Genomic DNA, 17,867 nt, shown 5'->3' with positions numbered 1-17,867 from the left:
GCGGGCACGCCCCTCCGTCCGTGTGGAGTCACACCCCTCGGTGGAGGGGCGGTCGGGCGACTGCCTTCCGACACTGACAGGCGGCGGTGTGTCCGCCCGCGTCGGTACGGTGGCCGCTCCGGTCGCGCTGACGTCCTCCAGTGTCAACTCGCGTGTCCTGATGCCGAAGAGGCCGACCACCACGGCGAAGGCGGCATCCAGAGCGGCGACGAGGTAGAAGACCGAGTCGGTTCCCAAAGCAAGGAGCAGGGCCGAAATGATCTGCGCCGCAACGACGTTGGCGATGCGGGCGAAGGACATGGCCGGCCTGACGGGCCGCCGCCCTCCACAGAACAGGTGCAGGGCGGCTCCTTGGGCAAGTGGCATGAGGAGAAGGGGCGTGCTCCGAGGTCGTCGCCCAAGCCTATGGCGGCCTCGCCACCTGTTGGAGACCGGCGAGGTCCCTGGGCCGGGCGGTCCACGCCGTCACCCGGAAGCTGATCGTCTCGGAGCGCTGGCGGCGGAGAAGTAGGCAAGCCCGCCAGTGCGAGGCTGTCAACGCGACTGTGTTGCACCTGCCGGGGCACCTCGCTGATGCGGCGCCAGTCAGCGTCGAGAAGCGGCTGTATCCGTGCCGTGTGGGCAGGTGTGGAGTAATTGTCAAGAGTTGTGTGTGGGGTGGGTAAATGCGTCCGTCGGGTGAGGCGGAGTAGCGTGCCCCCATGGTTGCGGGCGAGGGGGCTGAGCACGTCGGTGCCGATCTTGAGAGCCAGGACTGGGGTGCGACGCGCGCCTGGGTGGAGAAGGGGCTGTCCGAAGCAGAACGTATCGAGGATGTCGCGCGGTTGCGTGGCGGCTGGACGTCGGAGATGCGCCGATTGAACATCTGCGGGCCAGGTGGTCGACGCTCGTTGGTTCTGCGGTCTTTCGTCGAACCCTTCTTCGTTCGGCACGCGGAGGGCCTGCTGACCCGCGAGGCGGCCGTTCTGGGCCTGCTCGGCAGCACGGATGTGCCCGCGGCCACGCTGGTGGCCGTGGACGCAACAGCGCAGTACTGCGATCACCCCTCCTTGCTGATGTCCCTGCTGTCCGGGACCGTGCGCCTCGACGATGAGGGGGCCGACTGTCGTGCCGAACTGCTGGCCCGGCAGTTGCTGCGCATCCACCGGCTGCCAGTGACTGCAGAGGCACGGCCGCGCGCGTATCAGGCGTGGACCTCTCCCGAGCGGGTGAGCCCGCCCGAAGACACCGATCAGCCTGAGTTGTGGCAACGGGCCGTGGACGTGATCCGGCGCGAGCCCCCGAAGTACCGGTCCTGCCTTCTGCATCGAGACTTCCATCCCGGCAATGTTCTTTTCACGGGCGATGGCAACGGTCTGCGGATCAGCGGCGTCGTCGACTGGGTGGAGACCTCCTGGGGACCGGCCGACCTGGACGTGGCCCACTGCTCGACGGCCCTGGCTCTGCTGCACGGGGCTTCCGCGGGCATGCGCTTCGCCGACCGCTACGTTGCGGCGGGAGGGACGCTGGCCGAAGACCGCGCCGCCCATCTCTACTGGCGTCTGCTGGACACCTTGGCTTTCGCTCCGGACGCCGAGAAGGTCGCCGTCCCCTGGCGCGAGGTGGGCCGTGCCGATCTGACCCCTGCCCTGCTGACCAGGCGGCTGGAGGGATACCTCGAGACCCTTTTCGCGCGCTACGCCTGAAGCCGGATCGGCGGCCTGCGAGAAGGGACAGGGGCAGCACCGCGCCTCGCGGTTGGGCCTACTCCTGTCATGGGTGAACAGGCCCTCGCGTCGGGGGACTAATCGATTGTGGACAGAGCCGATGGCTGGCACCGTTCGAGGCATCGTCCGCATCTGCACCGTGAACTTGAGGAGGCACCCTCGTGCCTGTCGTTCCGGAACGTCGTTTGGCTCTCCTTGGGGGAGGCTTCTCCAGCGACGACGATGGTTTGCTGGATGACTGGGTGCTCGACCAGGTGCGCGCTCCTCAGCCCAAGGTGTGCTTCGTTCCGACCGCCAGTGGCGACGCCCCCGCCTACGTGGAGCAATTTCTCGCGGCCTACCGGTCACGTTCTTGCGAGCCCAGTGTCTTGCATCTGTTTCGGCGAGAGCTCGATGACGACACCCTGCGAACGTTCCTGCTCCGTCAGGACATCGTCTATGTGGGTGGGGGCAACACCGCGAATCTGCTGGCGGTCTGGCGTGCGCACGGCGTGGACCGACTGCTGCACGAGGCCTTCGACCAAGGCACCCTGCTGTGCGGTATCAGCGCAGGTGCCAACTGCTGGGCTGAGGGCTCGCATACCGACTCCTTCGGGCCGCTGACCCACCTTCCTGACGGGTTGGGCCTGCTGCCCGGTTCGGTCTGCCCCCACTACGACAGTGAGCCGGGTCGTCGATCGTCCTTCAAGGCGGCCGTAGCAGCTCACGCGCTACCGGCCGGCTGGGCGGTGGAGGATGGCGTCGGTGCCCTCTTTACGAACGGTCAGTTGACGGACTCGGTGACTCGTGCGCCTCAAGGCCGTCTCTATCGGGTAGAGCCGGACGGGGACAACGGCGTCAGGGAAAGTGCCCTGCCATGTCGTCAGCTTGTCTCAGCCGTGGAGCCCACATCGCTCATGAGATGAGTAATTGTCGGGGCCTGTTGATCGGTTGAGGTGGATCACGCTGCGAGGGTCTCGTCTTGCTCGACGAGGTGACCATTCTCGAAGCGGGAACCTTCCCCGCCGACGTTCGCACCGTCGGCCTACTCGGTGACCTTCCATCGATCACTCGGGAAGGTACGCCCTTTCACGTCTCAACCCGAGGCCGATCCACCCCGGCTTCAGTCCGAGGAGCATGTCAACGCCGTTGCATCCACTGTCGCAGGCCATCCAGCAGTCCGCCGTTGCACCTTGGTTCGGTGCAACGGCGGCTGTGTCGGCAGAGGCGTACTACAGCTCCCGCTCGATCTGGCTCTCGCTGACCTTGTCCTCGCTCAGGGTCGCCTCGTTCTGGACGGCGTAGCGAGCCTGCGGCCCACTGCCCTCGGCGCTTCGGATCTCGCCTCGCTGAAGCTCGTCCTGCTGGTCCCGGTACTCCACGTGCTGTCCCTTGCGGTAAGGCATGGGGATCTCCAAGTCTCGTGTGGGTTGGCGGGGGCTGGCCCTGCTCTTCGGCAGGGCGCCCCGCCCTCTTGGCGCCGGCGAATATCACCGGGCGCACTGACAGCCCACCCCCAATTCCGCCCTACGGCAATCACTGCGGGCCGAATGGGGGACGCCTCGCCCGCAACCCAGGGGTCCAACGAGCTGATCCCGCTCACTTGCAACGAGATAGAGCGTCTGTTCTTCGCCCCTCGTGGTGCCCGCGTCATGAAGATCACGTTCTACAGCTGGAGTATGAGTACGCCAGCCGGACTTCTCCGTTACTGCTGGTCAGCGGCTTGGGTATGGGGAGTGTAGCGGGGTGGGTTTGGGTGCGGGGCGGTCTTGGCGGACCGCCCCGCGAACGTGTGGCCGCGCCACATGTAACGACAACGGACCGAGCAGTCGACAGACGTGATCAATGATGTGCCCACGAGCGTGTGGGGCCATGAACTCGAGAATCTATTCCTGCGGGCCGGAGCATGTTTCGTCAGGGTGGATGGAGCCACGATGCCGGACGCGGGCCCCTTCCCGTTCGGTTGCTTCCGCCTGCCCCACGAGCGGAGCAGGCGGGGCCGGTGATTTCCGGGGCGCAGGACCCGATGCTGCCTGGGGCGTGCCGGGCGGGTCCGGCAGCCGCACGCTGGCCTCGGCGGGAGCAGAACGGATCGTGGTGAAAATCGTGGGTCCCGGAGGCCAGGGCGCCCGTCCGGGGCGCGATCAGATCGCTAACCTTCCGCGGCAATTTCTCGGCGACGCGGCACCATCGAACCCCGCTTCGCCACCACGCGGGCGCATCCGGGCAGGCCACCGCCTCCTGCGAGCCCGTCTCCTCCGTCTGGGACAGCACCTGGCTCACCATCTCCCGTGCGGTCACCAGCCGTTCCACCTTCCGGTCGGCGTCCTCGAGCTCTAAAAGTCACAACGTCTGTGACCGGCCGCTGTAGTTGCGCGGTCCGGCCGGATGCAGCGCCCGGTCCGTCGCCGGGGGAACGCCAGCGTTGCCCGCCGGCGAGTTTGCCTCCGAAGGGGGCGACTTGGCCCGGGTCCCGCTCGCCGCTCGACTGTCAGGCACGTAGGCCCGCTTGTCGCAGGCCAATCGCGGCCAGGTCGTCGATGACCTGTTTGTCGCCGCGCCGCCACGCCTCTGCGAGGCCGCCGGGTGGTGTGGGCAGCGCTGCGAGTTCGTGCTGCGGGCCGGCGAGGACGCGTAGCGCGAGGATGTCGGCGCCGCCCAGATTATTGGCGAGGCGCCGGGTGAGGGCGCTGCGGCGGATCCAGCGCAGGCGCGGGGGCAGCCACAGCAGCAGCACGATCACCACCGGGATGACGATCAAGGCGATCATGGCTAGCGTCGCCACGTGGCCGACCGTGTCCTGAAGCGAACGGCCTGCGTCGGCCAGCCCGGTGCCGGCCTCGGCGGCGGACCTGAGAGGTTTCTTCAACTGGCCTCCGACGAACGGCACCTTCGAGGCGGCGTCACTCGCGTCGACGAGTCCGTCGGAGAGGCTGTTGCCGGCGCTTTCGGCCTTGCGGCCCGGATCGGCCAGTCGCCTGATCGCGTCGTGCGCGGCCAGGGCCAGCTTCACCGCGGCGCAGATCAGGGCCACCGCGATCAGGTCTGCCAGGACCTGGCGGCTGCGACGTACCGTGGTCTGGGCGTACAGGCGCATGGGCGTGCTCCTTTTCCGGTAGGGCGTCGGCGGACGGCGGCTGCCTGTGCTGCTACCCCGATAGGGAGGGCGGGACGCCGTGCCCACGTCGGCCCATGGGCCTTCAGGGATAGACCAGGCCCTGCTGCATTTCCGCGCGAGGGCGGGCGGAACCGTCAACCACACCCGTTCGCGAGCCTCATATGATCCATGTGGGCCTCTCGGTGAGCCAGACCGCTCGCCACTGCCGCGGCATCGGCGCCGCCCTTCGCCCGGTCACCGCGACCACCCGGTTCGCGCACCCGAGCGGGACGAGATGAGAAACCCACAGACCAGCGGCGTACTTGCGGCGCACTGTCGCGTACGGGCTCCACGAAGAAGTCCATCCCTGTCTCGGCAGGGACACCCGGTTTCTAGCCGGGTGGGGAATGCTGTCGTTGGAACGGAGCCGCGATGCGGCGGAGTTCGCTGCGTTGTCAGTGGCGCATCACACTAGCCTCGGTCGTTCATGAGTATCCCTGTCAGCTTGCCGACGGGGATGTTGTGTCTGTGCGGTGGGGTCGTGTCGGGGATGGTGCAGCGGATCCCGTGGCGGCGCAGGTGGGCACGGTTCTTGCGGGAGGCGTACCTCTTGTCAGCGCGCACTTGATTGGGGCGAACGCGTGGCCGGCCTGATCCTCTGCGGGGCACGCGGACCTTCTCCAGCGCGGGTTCGAACGGCGGCGAGTCCCCGCGCTGCCCGGCCGTCACCACGGTTGACATGGGCTTTTGGCCCTGCTCGGCGGCCAGGTGCAGTTTGGTGGTGAACCCGCCGCGCGAGCGTCCCAGCCCGTGATCACGGGGTCGGCAAAGACCCTGCCGGGTGATTCTTTCTGCAGATCACCCCGCTTGCGGGCCCCGGCTGCATGCTGATGGGCACGGCACGCCGTGGAGTCGACGCTCAGGTCCCACACGATCGCGCCTTTGGCGTCGCAGCCACTGGAGCCAGGGGAGGACCCGCTGCCAGGTGACGGCACGCTGCCATCGGCGAAACAGGTCGTAGATCCGGCCCCACGGTCCATACTCGGCGGGCACATCTCTCCACGGAATACCGGTACGTACCCGGAACCGTATGCCATCGATCAGTTGCCGTCGGGGTCCGACGGGCGGCCGCTCCGCCTTCGTGCCCTTCGGTACCAACGGCTCCAGGACGCCCACTGTTCATCCGTGAGATCTCCCCGCCCCATGAACTGAGATCATTCATCGCTCAAGATCCACTTTTGGTGCGCGGCCTGGAGTCTATCCGGCGGATCTTGCTGGAAGCGCGGGGGTCTGGCACGCCGATCCGCGGCGTGTCGTCGGTTGCTGACGCTCCGCCTCGTCGCCCTCCTCCGCTTGCACCTCGCCGCACCAGACCGCGCTCACCTGCACCGGCACGACGGCCATCCGAATCCAGCCTGATCCGCCGGACAGGTCCTAGCGTTCCGGGGCGGCGGCCGGTTCGGACTGTGCCGCGACTTCTCGGCCGCCGACCGCCGCGAGCACCGCCATCCCGGCCGTCGCCGCGGCGGCTACTGCGAAGCCGCCGTGCGCGCCCGCCGCGTCCACCGCCTGCCCGGCGACCGCCGCTGCACCGGCGGATCCCGCGGCGCTCGCCGAGTTGAGCCAGGTGAAGGCCTGGGTGAGGGCGGCGCGCGGCACCATGGACTCGGCCAGGACGGAGGAGAGGACCAGCAGCGGCGGCACGGCGAAGCCGGTCAGCGCGAGGGCCAAGGAGAGCAGCAGGGGGGCGTCGAGGATCGTCAGCGGGAGGCAGGCGGCGGCCAACCCGGCGGCGACGAGGGCCCGTTGGCGACCCGCAGGGGTGCGCCAGGTTCGCAGCCCGTAGACCCAACCCGCCAGCAGGCTGGTGCAGTTGGAGACCGCGTAGAGCAGGGGCGCGCTGTCCGGGGTGCCGCGTCCGACGGCATACGCGGTGACGGACACCTGCATCGCGCCGAAGAAGACGCCCAGGGCGAGGGTGAACGCGACCTGCCGGGCGAAGGCGGGGCGGAGCAGGGCGCGTGTGGCGGTGCGGTGCTCGTCGCGGCCCTCGACCGGCGGCGCAGTGCGGCGCTGTACGGCGAACGCGAGGCCGCCGCCGACGACGAGGACGGCGGCGAGCAGGGTGCCGAGCTCCGGGCGGCCGGCGGCGCCGGCCGTGCTGACCAGGGCCGGGCCGGCCAGGTACGACAGGGCGTTGGCGAGAGCTTCGAGGGCGAACGCCTTCGGCAGGGCTGCCTCGTCGCGGGCGCCGCGCAGCAGGGCGGACCAGCAGGCGGCGGACAGGGCGCTGAGCTGCGGCAGGGTGACACCGACGAGCGTCGCAGCGACGAGGTCGAGGACCGGCCCGCCGACGAGTAGCAGCCCTACAGATACGGCGTGCGCTGCCAGGACATACGGCAGTACGCGCCGCTGCCCCAAGAGGTCGACGACGCGGGCCACTTGGGGTCCACCGAGTGCGTCGGCGACGGCGAAACAGCCGACGGCGATGCCTGCGGCGCCGTACGAACCGGTGCGGTCGTGCACCAGCCAGACGATGCCGAGCCCGGTCATGGCGAGGCCCACGCGCCCGACGGCGGCGGGGAGGAAGAAGGCGGCGGCGCCCGGGGTGCGCAGCAGGGTGCGATAGTTCGCCGTGGACACGACGCGTCCCTTTCGCCGCCCGGCGGGACGCGCCACACGGGGTCGTCGGCGTCCGAATGTGCCGACCCGTGGCTGCACCTGAAGCCGTCCAGTAGCGGCGTGGAGCGGGGACGCGCGTCCCACGCCGGCTCCGTCACCGGGCAGAGTGTTCCGAGGTTTGGGTGACCGTTGAAGGTGTAACGGCCAAAGGGTAGGCCGTAGTTGAGGCTCACCGCCAGAACTGCGCGAGCACGCCCTCCTTGAACGGCTCGGGGACACGGCGAGTTCGCCGGAGAAGGGGGCGCCCGCGGGTGAGGCAGAGCAGCAGGCTCACGCCGATCGGGGTGGCGAAGGCCGTCCCCGTCGTAAGTATCGGCGCCGCCCTCGGTTCCCTGCCCGCCCTCATCCTCGGCGTCTCCCGGCCGCACCACCTTGGCCATGGCCCGTGACCACCAACTACCGGACTCGCTTCACCACCGGGCCGAAGCTCGATGTACTGCGGATGAATCCCGGTAGCCCGCTCCGGCGCGTGCCGCGGGAACTCGTTGCTTGCGGGCCGCTGTCAGCGATGACGGGCGGGCCTGCGGCGTTGCTCAGGGTCGGTCAGGGCAGGGTGCCTGTAGTCGATGTCCGCAGGGTTGAGTGTGAGGCCGGGAGCGACGATCTCGTCGATGCGGTCAAGGATCTCGTCGTCGAGCCGGACCTCGGCGGCGGCGAGCTGGTCGGTGAGTTGCTCGACCGTACGTGCGCCGAGGATCACCGAGGTGACGCCTGGATGGGTTGATGCGAAGGCGAGCGCCAGATGCGTCAGGGGCATTCCCGCCTCGTCCGCCAAGGCCGAGAGGCGTTCGACTGCGTCGAGCTTGCGCTGGTTGCCCGGCAGGTCGAAGTTGAACTTGTGGGCGATCGCCTGGCGGAAGGGGTTCATCTCGATCGCCTCGCCGCGACGGAACTGCCCGGTCAGCCACCCGCTGTTGAGCGGGCTCCAGGTCAGCACGCCGAGCCCGTATTTGTGTGCGGTGGGCAGCACGTCCGCTTCGATGCCGCGCACGAGGACGGAGTACGGGGGTTGCTCGGTGTGGAAGGGGATGTGGCCTCGCCGCTCGGCGGTCCACTGGGCCTCGACGAGCTGTTCGGCGGGAAAGTCCGAGGTCCCGATGGCCATGATTTTGCCGGCTCGCACCAGATCGGACAGGACCGAGAGCGTCTCGTCGATGTCCGTACTCGGGTCCGGCCGGTGTACTTGATAGAGGTCGATGCGGTCCGTGCCCAGACGCTGCAGGCTGTCATCGACGGCCCTGGTGAGCCAACGGCGGGAGTTGCCTCGCCGGTTGGGGTCCTTGTCCTTGAAGCGGACTGGGAAGTGCCCCTTGGTCGCGAGCACGACCTCGTCGCGGTGCTCTCGGATTGCCTTGCCCACGATCTCCTCGGCCTCGCCGCCCGAGTACTGGTCGGCGGTGTCGATGAGATTGATCCCGGCGTCTAGGGCTGTATGGATCAGCCGGGCCGCATCGTCGTGATCTGCATTGCCCCACGCCCCCAGGCGCAGGGTGCCCAGCGCGAACTTGCTGACCGATATGCCGGTGCGGCCCAGGATCCTGTGCTGCATCACTCACTGCTCCTAGATGTCGACGGCTGATGCCGGAAGTGCGAATCGTTACCTCAGTGATGCGAGGAACCTAGGACATGCAACACGAGTGTTGCAAGTAGTTTCTGGAATAGAGTACGGATGTAGCATGTTGGCGTGACAAGGCAGAGGCAACAGACGGACCAGCAGGCGAAGCGGCCCCTCAGGGCCGACACCGAACGGACCGTGCAGGCGATCTTGGAAGCAGCCGAGCGCGTCCTTGCCGCCAACCCGGCGGCGACCATGGAGCAACTCGCCCAGGCCGCCGGCGTCGCCCGAACTACGGTTCATCGCCGCTTCGCCACCCGCGAGGCGCTCCTGGATGAACTGACCGGCTGGGCCGCCCGCCAGTTCGCGGACGCTGTCGACACCGCCCGCCCGGACGCCGCCCCGCCGCTCGTCGCCCTCTACCAGGTCACCGCCAACGTCCTCCGCGTGAAGACCGACTGGTCTTTCGCCATGAACCGCGCGGCCGAGGATGCCCACCCCGAGGCGGCCCGCATCCACGCTGAGGTCCGGGCCACCTGCGTCCGGCTCTTCCGCCGTGCCCAGCAGGCGGACGTGCTCCGCCCCGACATCGACCTCGACTGGACCCGGCGCGTCTACTACGCCCTCATCCACGAGGCGGCCAAGGAGGGTGCAGGAGGCGGCGACGCAGACGCGCTCGCCACCCGCGTCGTGGACACACTGCTGCGTGGCGCCGGGGCTCCGGCCGGACTCAGCGGGCAGACGTTGGTTTGAAGACCTGGGAGCTGTCCGGCCGGTCATGTGCCCAGCGTCCGAGTGGTTCATTGCCTCGTGCATGGGGCGGGATGGGCGCGGTGGGAGCAACGGGCGCCTGATCGACCGCATCGACTATCCCGTGGACCGGATCATCGTCTCCGGGGAGACCGCCGTGGTGGTCGGTGAGATGCATGCCGACATCACCGCCGGCGGAGCTCGCAAGACCCTGGCGAGCCGCTTCGGCGCCCTGGCATCAGGCCGAGGCGCCCAGGCCGCCGCTCGTCGGGCCGCGCAGGCCGACCCCGACGGTTACGCCCAGTCCCAACTGGCCGAACTGGCACCGGACCCCGCCAGTCTTGATACCCAGGCCATTGCTGCTGCCATCCGGAACGGAGGCCTCTTCGCCACTGACATCCTCCGTGCTGGCCTTACACACCTGGCCTCGGCCATTACGGCCCTCTTCGCCGCCATGGGCGTTCGCCGGTTCATCATCATGGGCGGCTTCGCGCTGGCCGTAGGCCCGCCCTACGCCTCCTTGCTCACCGAGGAGATCGAACGGCTCGGCTGCGTCGGCCTGACCGACGCGGCAGGAAGCCGTGCCGCGTAGCGGCACAGCAACCCGTGGGACGGCCAGAATCCTCGCGCTTCAGCCTGAGGAGCATGTCAATGATCGATCCTTGATCGACGCCCAGCTCGAATCGATCTGATTACTGTGCGTTCTGATCGGCGGACGCTCGGTTCTCCTCGTGGAGCCCGTCATCGAACCGTGCCAGATCATCGGCGCTCACGGGCCGGTGCTCGACAAGCCGGGCCAAGTGCACTTCGAGGGCATCGAGCTGTCGGACCCCGATCTGCGCCGCCCAGCGGTTGCGCACCTCGTCAAAGAGTGCACCGCCGATCGTCATCATTTCGTGGCCACGGGGTGTCACCTGTACCCGCTTGCGGCGTGCGTCATCCGGGTCGGCTTCCCGGATTACGTATCCGAGTTGCTGGAGCGCGGCGATCGTCTTCGCGGCCGCCTGTTTCGAGACCGACAGTCGGCGGCCGAGCTCCGAGGCTGTGTCCGCTCCCGCGTCGATGGTCCGGAGCGCGAACTCATGGCCGGGGCGGACGCCTTCGTGGCCGCGGTGCGCCAGTTCGGCGTGCACCTCGTCCGCCATCGAGTGGAAACCGCCGAGCAGGAGCAGCGCCAGCTCAGCGCCTGAGGAACGGGCCATGGAGTGGATCATACGGGAGCAACAAGATGGACAACGTGGTTGTCTAGTTATAGATTGGACAACCGGGTTGCCTAATGAGTGGAGAAGAATCATGAACGTCAGTCCCGGCGGAGCCACCATCCCCAGCGTCGACCACCACCGCGTCAGCGTGAACGGCACCGAGCTGCACTACGTCTCCGCGGGAACGGCCGGATCCCCCGTAGTGTTGGTGCACGGCTTCCCGGAGACCTGGTGGGCGTTCCACAAGCTGATCCCCCTGTTGAGCGGGCAGCACCGTGTGTTCGCCGTCGACCTTCGCGGTTTCGGTGACTCCGCCACCGCCAAGCCGGAGCACGACAGCGCAACCTCGGCGCAGGACTTGAGCGAACTCATCGCGCGGTTGGACCTCGGCCCCGTCCACCTGACGGGCCAGGACATCAGCGGCCCCACGACGTTCCGCGTCGCAGCCACACATCCCGAACTCGTCCGAAGCTACGGAGCGATCGAGACCGGCCTCCCCGGGTTCGGCTCCGAAAAGCTCGCCGACGTGACCCATGGCGGGGCCTGGCACATAGGCGTCCTCGTCGCCCCCGGGATCCCGGAAATGCTTCTCGCGGGACGGGAGCGCGCCTTCATCGCCGAGTACGCGTTCCCCTCCCTCAGCGCTACCTCTGATGCGTTCACCAAGGATGACATCGACGAGTTCACCCGCTCCTACACGCGGCCGGACGCCTTCACGGGCGCCTCCGGGCTCTACCGCTCGATGCTCACGGAAGGCGACGAGATCCTCGAGCTGGCAACCCAGAAGCTCAGCATGCCCGTGCTCGCAGTCGGGGGCCGCTCAGCAGCGTTCACGTCCGCGACATTGCGACAGGTCGCCACGGACGTGAGTGCTGTGTCACTAGACGGTGTCGGGCACTACGCGGCAATCGAGGCCCCCGACCGTCTCGCGGACGCCCTCCTTACCTTCTACAAGAAGATCGACAGCCCGGAATAACATGGGGAACCTCCAGTTGGGGTCGGTCGCGGGCGCCGTTCGTGCCGCCGTACCGAACCATCTCGGCCGCCTGGGCCGCAGAACCTGCCTCTGAGCGACTGGGAGGGAACAGCAGGGGGCAAGGTCGCGAAAGTGTTTGCAGCAGGCTGCCAGTTGGTTGGTCGGGTTCCCCGCGTACGGCGGTTGAGCCGGCGATACCCGGCCGGCCACGGTAAGCCGACCCCGGAGGCCGGCGACGAGATCCGCGAAGCGGTCAGACAGGCAAAGCCGCTCCAGTACGCCACCGCCAGACGCTCGGCGCACAGGATGGGGGAGATGCTGGCGCCTCGCACTCCAGCCGTAGATCGTTATGTGCCCTGGTCTTGGGGCTGTCTGCCACTGGCGGAAACCCAGGTGGCCTCAGCGCACGATCTGGGTAGAGTCGGCCAATGCCCGAGCTAAAGCGGCTGCAAGCTGGCCACGCCCCGGCGGTCCTGGCCTTCGAGCTGGCGAACCGTACCTACTTCGCTGCTTCGATCTCCGACCGCGGTGACGACTTCTTCGACCAGTTCACCGACCGGTACACCGCCTCGCTGGCCGAGCAGGAGGCGGGCATCTGCGCCTTCTACGTGCTCGTCGCCGAGGACAGCTCGGTACTCGGCAGATTCAACCTGTACGACGTGGAGGACGGCACTGCCAGACTCGGCTACAGGGTCGCGGAGCGGGTCGCCGGCCGCGGCGTGGCGACCGCGACCGTCCGGGAGCTGTGCCGGATGGCGACAGCGATGCACGGTCTGCGCACACTGCGGGCGGCCACCTCCCACGACAACACCGCGTCCCAGAAAGTCTTGGCCAAGGCCGGGTTCGTCCCGGTTGGCCCTGCCACCCCGGCCGATCTCGGCGGCAAGTCAGGCAGTTGGTACCAGCGCGACCTCCAGCCATAGAGGGCCTGATGAGCCGGACAGCCGGCCGGTTCGCCCGGGTTGAGCCCCGGCGTCGGGTACGGGATCTGATGCTGGGACTGCTGTCGGACCTGTCACGCAAAAACTGCCGGAGCATCGCCGAGTGGGCCGGAGAGGGCATCCCGGTCGGCATGCAGCGCCGGCTCGGTCGGGCCCGATGGGATGCCGACGCCGTGCGCGAGTACGTGCTGGAGCATCTACACGACAGGGTGCAGTGCTAGTGGTCGACGAGACCGGGGGCGTGCAGAAGGGCACGCACACCGTCAGCGTCCAGCGCCAGTACTCCGGCACCGCAGGGGGGATCGAAAACGCGCAAGTCGCTGTCTACCTCGTCTACGCGGGACTGCGCGGGCACGCGGTGGCGGACCGGGAGCTGTACATCCCGCACTCCTAGACGCGCGACCCAGATCGCTGCCGAGCCGGGGGCTGGACGAGGACACCGTCTTCGCGACCAAGCCGGAACTGGCCGCCCGCATGATCGGCCGATTTCTCGATGCCGGGCACCGCGCCGGCTGGGGCGCGGCAGACGACGTCTACGGCGGCAACCCAAAGCTGTGCTCCGCGCTGGAAGAGCGTCAGGTCGGCTATGTGCTCGCCATCGCCTGCTCACATGAAGCCACTACCGGCGAGGGGAAGTTCCGCGCGGATGCCCTGGCCGCGAAGGTGCCCAAGAGGGTCTGGCAGAAGCTGTCGGCCGGGGCCGGTGCCAAGGGGCACCGCTTCCACGACTGGGCGGTCATCGAATCTGGCCGAACCCCGCCCCGGCAGCCGCCAGCCGCTGATCCGCCGCAACCGCACCACCGGTGAACTCGCCTACTACTGCTGCTTCTCACACGACCCGGCGCCCCTGAACACCCGAGATGATCGATTCCAAGGATCGTGTGGGATCTCAGATTGGCTGGCCGAATCTCACAGCCGGTGGACATTTCGTGGCCGATCGGCCACGGCACTGAGACTGGCCGGGCAGCCTGTTCACTCGTTGGAGTGAGCCACACGTGGGACAGGTCCTCCATGGACAGTGTCTTGGTGGCACGGCCTTTCTGTCAGTGGTCCGTGCTGGGGGTACGCATGAACCTTTCTGCTGTCACGGTCAGTGTTCGTCGTCGAGATGATGAAGTTGTTGAGGGCCTGGGGTCGTCAGCTGCTTCGCTTGACCTGTTGCGCTCAGCCGCTCCGTGGCGGAAGCCCCGCTGGCTGTCAGCCGCTGTGTGATCCGGTCGAACAAGTCCCTCAGCGGCGCACCGACGTCCTGGCCGAACTCAGTCAGCCCGTAGGTGACTTGGGGTGGCGTCGTCGGCTCGACCTTCCGCCAGACCAGGTCGTCCTGGACCAGTGCGCGCAGTGTCTGAGCGAGCATCTTCTCGCTGATGCCCTGGATGCTGTCGCGCAGCTCGTAAAACCGAAGGTCGGTACTCCACAAGGAGATCAGCACCCAGATACCCCACCTGCTGGTCACGTGGTCGACCACGTCGCGCGCAGGGCAGTCGGTGTGAAACACCTCATACCGATTGCCCGCCTCGGCCTGCGTCAGCTGCGCACCTTCCCTCATGTCCGGAGCTTACCTCTGGGTATGTTCTTACGAAAAGTAAGCCTGCCTCCTAGCGTCAATTGCCGCAGTGCACAACGGACTAGGAGCGGAACATGATCGTGGTGACCGGTGCTACCGGGAATGTGGGCCAGCCTTTGACGCAGGCCCTGGCCAAGGCGGGTGAGCAGGTGACGGCGGTGTCACGGCACGCGGCGGCAATGCCGGACGGGGTCCGGCACGTGCCGGCTGACTTGGCCGAGCCGCAGGGCCTCACCCCCGCTTTGGACGGAGCGAAGGCGCTGTTTCTCCTGCTGTCCGGCGACCTGCACGCCCCCGAAGCCAGGCCGACCGACATTATCGACCTGGCTGCTGCCAGCGGGGTCCGCCGAGTCGTCCTGCTGTCTTCGCAGGGCGTGGCGACCAGGCCGCTCGGCCCGTCGCGGATCGCGATGCGCGCGGTGGAGGACGCGTTGAGAGAGTCCGGCCTGGACTGGGCCGTCCTACGACCGGGCGGCTTCGCCTCCAACGCTTTGGCGTGGGCGGAGTCCGTCCGCACGCAAGGGATGGTCGCCGCACCCTTCGGCGATGTCGGGGTTCCGATCGTCGACCCGGCGGACATCGCCGAGGTCGCGGCGGCCTGCCTGCTGGACGACCGGTACAGCGGCGGAATCTTGGAGCTGACCGGGCCCGAGGTGATCACGCCCCGTCAGCAGTCGGAGGCCATCGCCGCCGCGCTCGGCTCGCCGGTGCGGTTCCACGAACTCACCCGCGAGGAGGCCCAAGCCGCGATGACCCAGTTCGTGCCGCCGGAGCTCGCCGACGACACCCTGGACATCATCTCCGCCCCGAACCCCGCCGAACTGCGGATCAGCTCGGACGTGGAACGAGTCCTCGGTCGCGCTCCGCGCCCCTTCAACAACTGGGTCGCCCGTAGCATCGCCGCTTTTCGCTGAGGCACAACTCAGCTGGAGCGCCCGGGCAGCCTCGCGCGACTACGGCCGCACGGGGCGGCCCCGTAGCGTCACCGCCCACCACCATCCAAAACTCAAGAGCCGGAGCGACCTGACAGGGTCCTACTGGTGCCCTCGCGGCATCTCGCTCCGGTCTCCGAACTCTGTTGTGGAAGAAGTGGAAAACAGCCGAACTCCCGCATCATCAGGTCCGGTTGCCGGAAGACTGGCTCGACGTCGAACGCATCGTTCCCGAAGTAGGGGACGCCAACATCTCAGATACTCCATAGTTTTGTGCTTCCGATTGAAGCCACCTGGAGCATCCGTCAAGTCGGCCTCATGGAGCGGCGATCAAACCGATCAGACCATCGAGCAGTCCTTCGCCCCGGTGTAAGTTCTCATCTCTTCTCAGGTGTACGACACTGGCTGCTCCTTCGGGCGCCACTGGTGCCGGCAGAGCAGGCGGCTCCGGAGGGCAGCCGCCCTGGCTCCGGTCGTCGGCCGTGTGTCCGGTGAGGTTCCCGAGCCGGGGGCAAGCCGCGGCCTGGGCCGACGCCGGCCGTCTCGTGTCCGATCCCGGGGCCACTGGGCGCGGGAACGCTGTGGCGGGCGGGACCTGATGCAGGCCGCAGGGGCCCTGGTCGGCACTGCCCGGGCTGTGGCGTCATTTCCGCGAGGGCGTTCCAGCTGCGTATATAGCAGTGGGTGACCGCTCGAGATGCAGAGGGTGGCGGGTCCTGTTTCGCTGATGTGGCCCGCTCTTCCCCATCACCCAAGGAGTGATCATGAGCGCTGCAGGTGAGTCCGGTCGTATCCAGCAGATGCGTGCTCAGGCTAAGGACCTGGAACAGGCCGCGGAACGCGCCACGGACCCGCAGGAGCGTCAGCGTCTGAAGGACAAGGCCCGCCAGCTCAAGGAGCAGAGCGAGCACGTAGGCGGTACGGGCAAGCCGGACATCGACCCGACGATGTAGTTCCGGTAGTTCCGAGCACAGACACCGGCCGGTGGCCGGCCTGCGTGGCCTTTTCGGCACGCGAGAGGCCGCCGGCCGGTCACTGCTGTCTGCGCTCAGCCGCCCGCCGCCCGCCGCCCGCCGCCCGCCGCCCGCCGCCCGGGCTCGGCGAGGTGCGTTGGGTGGTCGAGCGGGCCTTCGCCTGGCGGCACCGGTTCAAAGGGCTCCGGATCCGCTATGAACGACGCGCCGACCTCCGCCCGGGCCTGCTCGAACTGGGCTGCGGCCTCATCTGCTTCCGTCGCCCACGAACCGCAGGATGAAGCGAGCGGTCAGGTGAGGATGATCGGATTGGTGAGTGCTGCGACGTGCCCGTTGGGGTGGCGGACCTCGATGCGGACGAACGCCGAGTCCTCCGCCGCCGTGTCCCAGTGCACCACGCCTGCTCCGTCACCGGGCAGAGGCGCACGGTGAACCTTCCCTCGATCGGTATGGAAGCTGACGGTCCCCGCTGGCACACCTTGTACCGCTGCCTGTACTTCGACCGGTCCACCACGAGTTGTGAGCCGTTCTCCCACCCCGGCAACGCGACCATCGACATGGGCGGTGAAGGACACGGCCACGTCCACCGACTCGGCGATCCAGCTGCGACCGGCACGGATTGCGACCAGGATCGCCTCGGTGCTCAGCTCCTCGGCGAAGACCACGGTGTGAGGGAAGCCCATCTGCCCCTCCAGATGCGTATCGCTGTTGCCCATCGCCGGCCGCCACGAGCCCGTGCGGATGTCTGCCGCCAGGCTTCGCCCCCACTGCGCCAAGGCGGCCTCGTTGTCAGCGTTCCAGGGCCGGTCCGAAGTCCACAGTCCGTTCCACACCTCCACCACATCGAAGCCGCGGAAGGAGAACAGGAAGTCGCCAGACGGATAGGGCGCATGCGGCTGCGCGGCCACGCACAGGCCCCCTGCTCGATGGACCTGGTCCAGGAACTGACCGATCAGTCCGTCCCTGACCTGGTGATTCCAGTCCACGACCTCGCCGGGACTGATGCCGAGCGCGAGCCAGTGTCCGGTCTTCGTGGTCACTTCCTCACCGAGAACGATCAGGAAGTCGTCGCCAGCCAGATGCCCCCATGCACCGGGTTCCGCAGCCGAGTTGTGCTCTGTCGTCGCCATGAAGTCGAGCCCGGCAGCGCGCGCCCGGACGGCCAGCTCTTCGGGAGTGAGTTCCCCGTCCGAGCGGACGGAGTGGACATGGCAGTCCCCCCGGCACCAGTCCGATCCGCGTCCGACGGCCCGCACCGGCGGGAAGCTCAAACTCGACAAGGTTCTCCCCCCTCAAGGTCCTGTCGAGCCAACGCGCAAGCCGAGCAACCGGTTCCGTCGCGCCACTGAGCACCGTTCCAGCCGAGAAGTCAGATCAAGATCCCGTGCTGAAACGATCAGTTATGCCTATTGAGCCGTTCGGTGAAGAAGCCGGGTGAGGGTCTGTTCGCCTTGGAACTGGGTGAGTTCCCAGCCTCCGAAGCGGTAGATCTCATAGTCGGCCAGG

At 67.9% G+C, this 17,867-nt stretch carries 18 protein-coding genes and 1 pseudogene; 10 read left to right on the top strand and 9 right to left on the bottom strand.

The annotated features are described in order from the left end of the window. Window positions 1–701: 701 nt before the first annotated feature. A complete protein-coding gene (locus OG758_RS01570) occupies window positions 702–1,685 on the top strand; it encodes a phosphotransferase family protein (RefSeq protein WP_326708240.1) in 984 nt (327 codons plus the stop codon). A gap of 182 nt (window positions 1,686–1,867) precedes the next feature. Next, window positions 1,868–2,611 carry a peptidase E gene (locus OG758_RS01565; protein WP_326708239.1) on the top strand — a complete coding sequence of 248 codons (744 nt, stop codon included), beginning with the start codon at window positions 1,868–1,870 and terminating at the stop codon, window positions 2,609–2,611. Between the two features lie 306 nt (window positions 2,612–2,917). On the opposite strand, the gene OG758_RS01560 is transcribed toward OG758_RS01565, so the two are convergent. The 5 genes from OG758_RS01560 to OG758_RS01540 all read right to left on the bottom strand — a co-directional run bounded on the left by OG758_RS01560 (window position 2,918) and on the right by OG758_RS01540 (window position 7,425). After that, window positions 2,918–3,091: a hypothetical protein gene (locus tag OG758_RS01560; protein WP_326708238.1), complete on the bottom strand. Its 174-nt coding sequence runs from the start codon at window positions 3,089–3,091 to the stop codon at window positions 2,918–2,920. A 1,085-nt stretch (window positions 3,092–4,176) separates the two neighbouring features. Then, on the bottom strand, window positions 4,177–4,782 hold the full coding sequence (locus OG758_RS01555) for a hypothetical protein (RefSeq protein WP_326708237.1): 606 nt from the start codon (window positions 4,780–4,782) through the stop codon (window positions 4,177–4,179). Between the two features lie 471 nt (window positions 4,783–5,253). After that, window positions 5,254–5,550, bottom strand: coding sequence for a hypothetical protein (locus tag OG758_RS01550; RefSeq protein WP_326715763.1), 297 nt, complete (start codon window positions 5,548–5,550; stop codon window positions 5,254–5,256). A 90-nt stretch (window positions 5,551–5,640) separates the two neighbouring features. Continuing rightward, window positions 5,641–5,958, bottom strand: coding sequence for a transposase (locus OG758_RS01545; protein WP_326708236.1), 318 nt, complete (start codon window positions 5,956–5,958; stop codon window positions 5,641–5,643). 258 nt (window positions 5,959–6,216) lie between these two features. Next, window positions 6,217–7,425, bottom strand: coding sequence for an MFS transporter (locus tag OG758_RS01540; protein WP_326708235.1), 1,209 nt, complete (start codon window positions 7,423–7,425; stop codon window positions 6,217–6,219). Between the two features lie 290 nt (window positions 7,426–7,715). On the opposite strand from OG758_RS01540, the gene OG758_RS01535 reads away from it, so the two are divergent. Beyond that, window positions 7,716–7,853, top strand: a complete 138-nt coding sequence (locus OG758_RS01535) for a hypothetical protein (protein WP_326708234.1) — start codon at window positions 7,716–7,718, stop codon at window positions 7,851–7,853. A 113-nt stretch (window positions 7,854–7,966) separates the two neighbouring features. Here OG758_RS01535 and OG758_RS01530 read toward each other — a convergent pair whose 3' ends face one another. Beyond that, complete coding sequence (locus tag OG758_RS01530) at window positions 7,967–9,013, bottom strand: aldo/keto reductase (protein ID WP_326708233.1); 1,047 nt, start codon at window positions 9,011–9,013, stop codon at window positions 7,967–7,969. Window positions 9,014–9,148: 135 nt separating this feature from the next. Here OG758_RS01530 and OG758_RS01525 point away from each other — a divergent pair, with 135 nt between their 5' ends. Together OG758_RS01525 and OG758_RS01520 are read left to right on the top strand one after the other, a co-directional pair. After that, on the top strand, window positions 9,149–9,772 hold the full coding sequence (locus OG758_RS01525; protein WP_326708232.1) for a TetR/AcrR family transcriptional regulator: 624 nt from the start codon (window positions 9,149–9,151) through the stop codon (window positions 9,770–9,772). 121 nt (window positions 9,773–9,893) lie between these two features. Beyond that, window positions 9,894–10,361 carry a hypothetical protein gene (locus OG758_RS01520; RefSeq protein WP_326708231.1) on the top strand — a complete coding sequence of 156 codons (468 nt, stop codon included), beginning with the start codon at window positions 9,894–9,896 and terminating at the stop codon, window positions 10,359–10,361. A 100-nt stretch (window positions 10,362–10,461) separates the two neighbouring features. Here OG758_RS01520 and OG758_RS01515 read toward each other — a convergent pair whose 3' ends face one another. Next, a complete protein-coding gene (locus tag OG758_RS01515; protein ID WP_326708230.1) occupies window positions 10,462–10,971 on the bottom strand; it encodes a MarR family winged helix-turn-helix transcriptional regulator in 510 nt (169 codons plus the stop codon). Window positions 10,972–11,062: 91 nt separating this feature from the next. Between OG758_RS01515 and OG758_RS01510 the strand changes: the two genes are divergently transcribed. The 3 genes and pseudogenes from OG758_RS01510 to OG758_RS01500 form a co-directional block, all read left to right on the top strand. Next, the gene (locus OG758_RS01510) at window positions 11,063–11,947 is read left to right on the top strand and encodes an alpha/beta fold hydrolase (protein ID WP_326708229.1); all 885 of its coding nucleotides are present in this window, start codon (window positions 11,063–11,065) and stop codon (window positions 11,945–11,947) included. Between the two features lie 428 nt (window positions 11,948–12,375). Continuing rightward, window positions 12,376–12,870 carry a GNAT family N-acetyltransferase gene (locus tag OG758_RS01505; protein ID WP_326708228.1) on the top strand — a complete coding sequence of 165 codons (495 nt, stop codon included), beginning with the start codon at window positions 12,376–12,378 and terminating at the stop codon, window positions 12,868–12,870. A gap of 8 nt (window positions 12,871–12,878) precedes the next feature. After that, window positions 12,879–13,744: pseudogene (locus OG758_RS01500) on the top strand (IS701 family transposase); the annotation flags it as partial. Window positions 13,745–13,978: 234 nt separating this feature from the next. On the opposite strand, the gene OG758_RS01495 reads toward OG758_RS01500, so the two are convergent. Further along, the gene (locus OG758_RS01495; protein ID WP_326708227.1) at window positions 13,979–14,437 is read right to left on the bottom strand and encodes a winged helix-turn-helix transcriptional regulator; all 459 of its coding nucleotides are present in this window, start codon (window positions 14,435–14,437) and stop codon (window positions 13,979–13,981) included. 92 nt (window positions 14,438–14,529) lie between these two features. Here OG758_RS01495 and OG758_RS01490 point away from each other — a divergent pair, with 92 nt between their 5' ends. Together OG758_RS01490 and OG758_RS01485 are read left to right on the top strand one after the other, a co-directional pair. Next, complete coding sequence (locus tag OG758_RS01490; RefSeq protein ID WP_326708226.1) at window positions 14,530–15,369, top strand: SDR family oxidoreductase; 840 nt, start codon at window positions 14,530–14,532, stop codon at window positions 15,367–15,369. Window positions 15,370–16,151: 782 nt separating this feature from the next. Continuing rightward, the gene (locus OG758_RS01485) at window positions 16,152–16,340 is read left to right on the top strand and encodes a DUF6381 family protein (RefSeq protein ID WP_326708225.1); all 189 of its coding nucleotides are present in this window, start codon (window positions 16,152–16,154) and stop codon (window positions 16,338–16,340) included. A gap of 311 nt (window positions 16,341–16,651) precedes the next feature. On the opposite strand, the gene OG758_RS01475 is transcribed toward OG758_RS01485, so the two are convergent. Beyond that, entirely contained in the window at window positions 16,652–17,617 is a 966-nt protein-coding gene (locus OG758_RS01475) for a CehA/McbA family metallohydrolase (protein ID WP_326708224.1), read from the bottom strand. Between the last annotated feature and the right edge of the window lie 250 nt (window positions 17,618–17,867).

This window comes from Streptomyces sp. NBC_01474 (genome assembly GCF_035918215.1).
In the GTDB taxonomy this organism is placed as follows: Bacteria; Actinomycetota; Actinomycetes; order Streptomycetales; family Streptomycetaceae; genus Streptomyces; species Streptomyces aureus.
The sequence above is the reverse complement of the archived record's forward strand: the minus strand, read 5'-3'. Positions and strand labels throughout refer to the sequence as shown.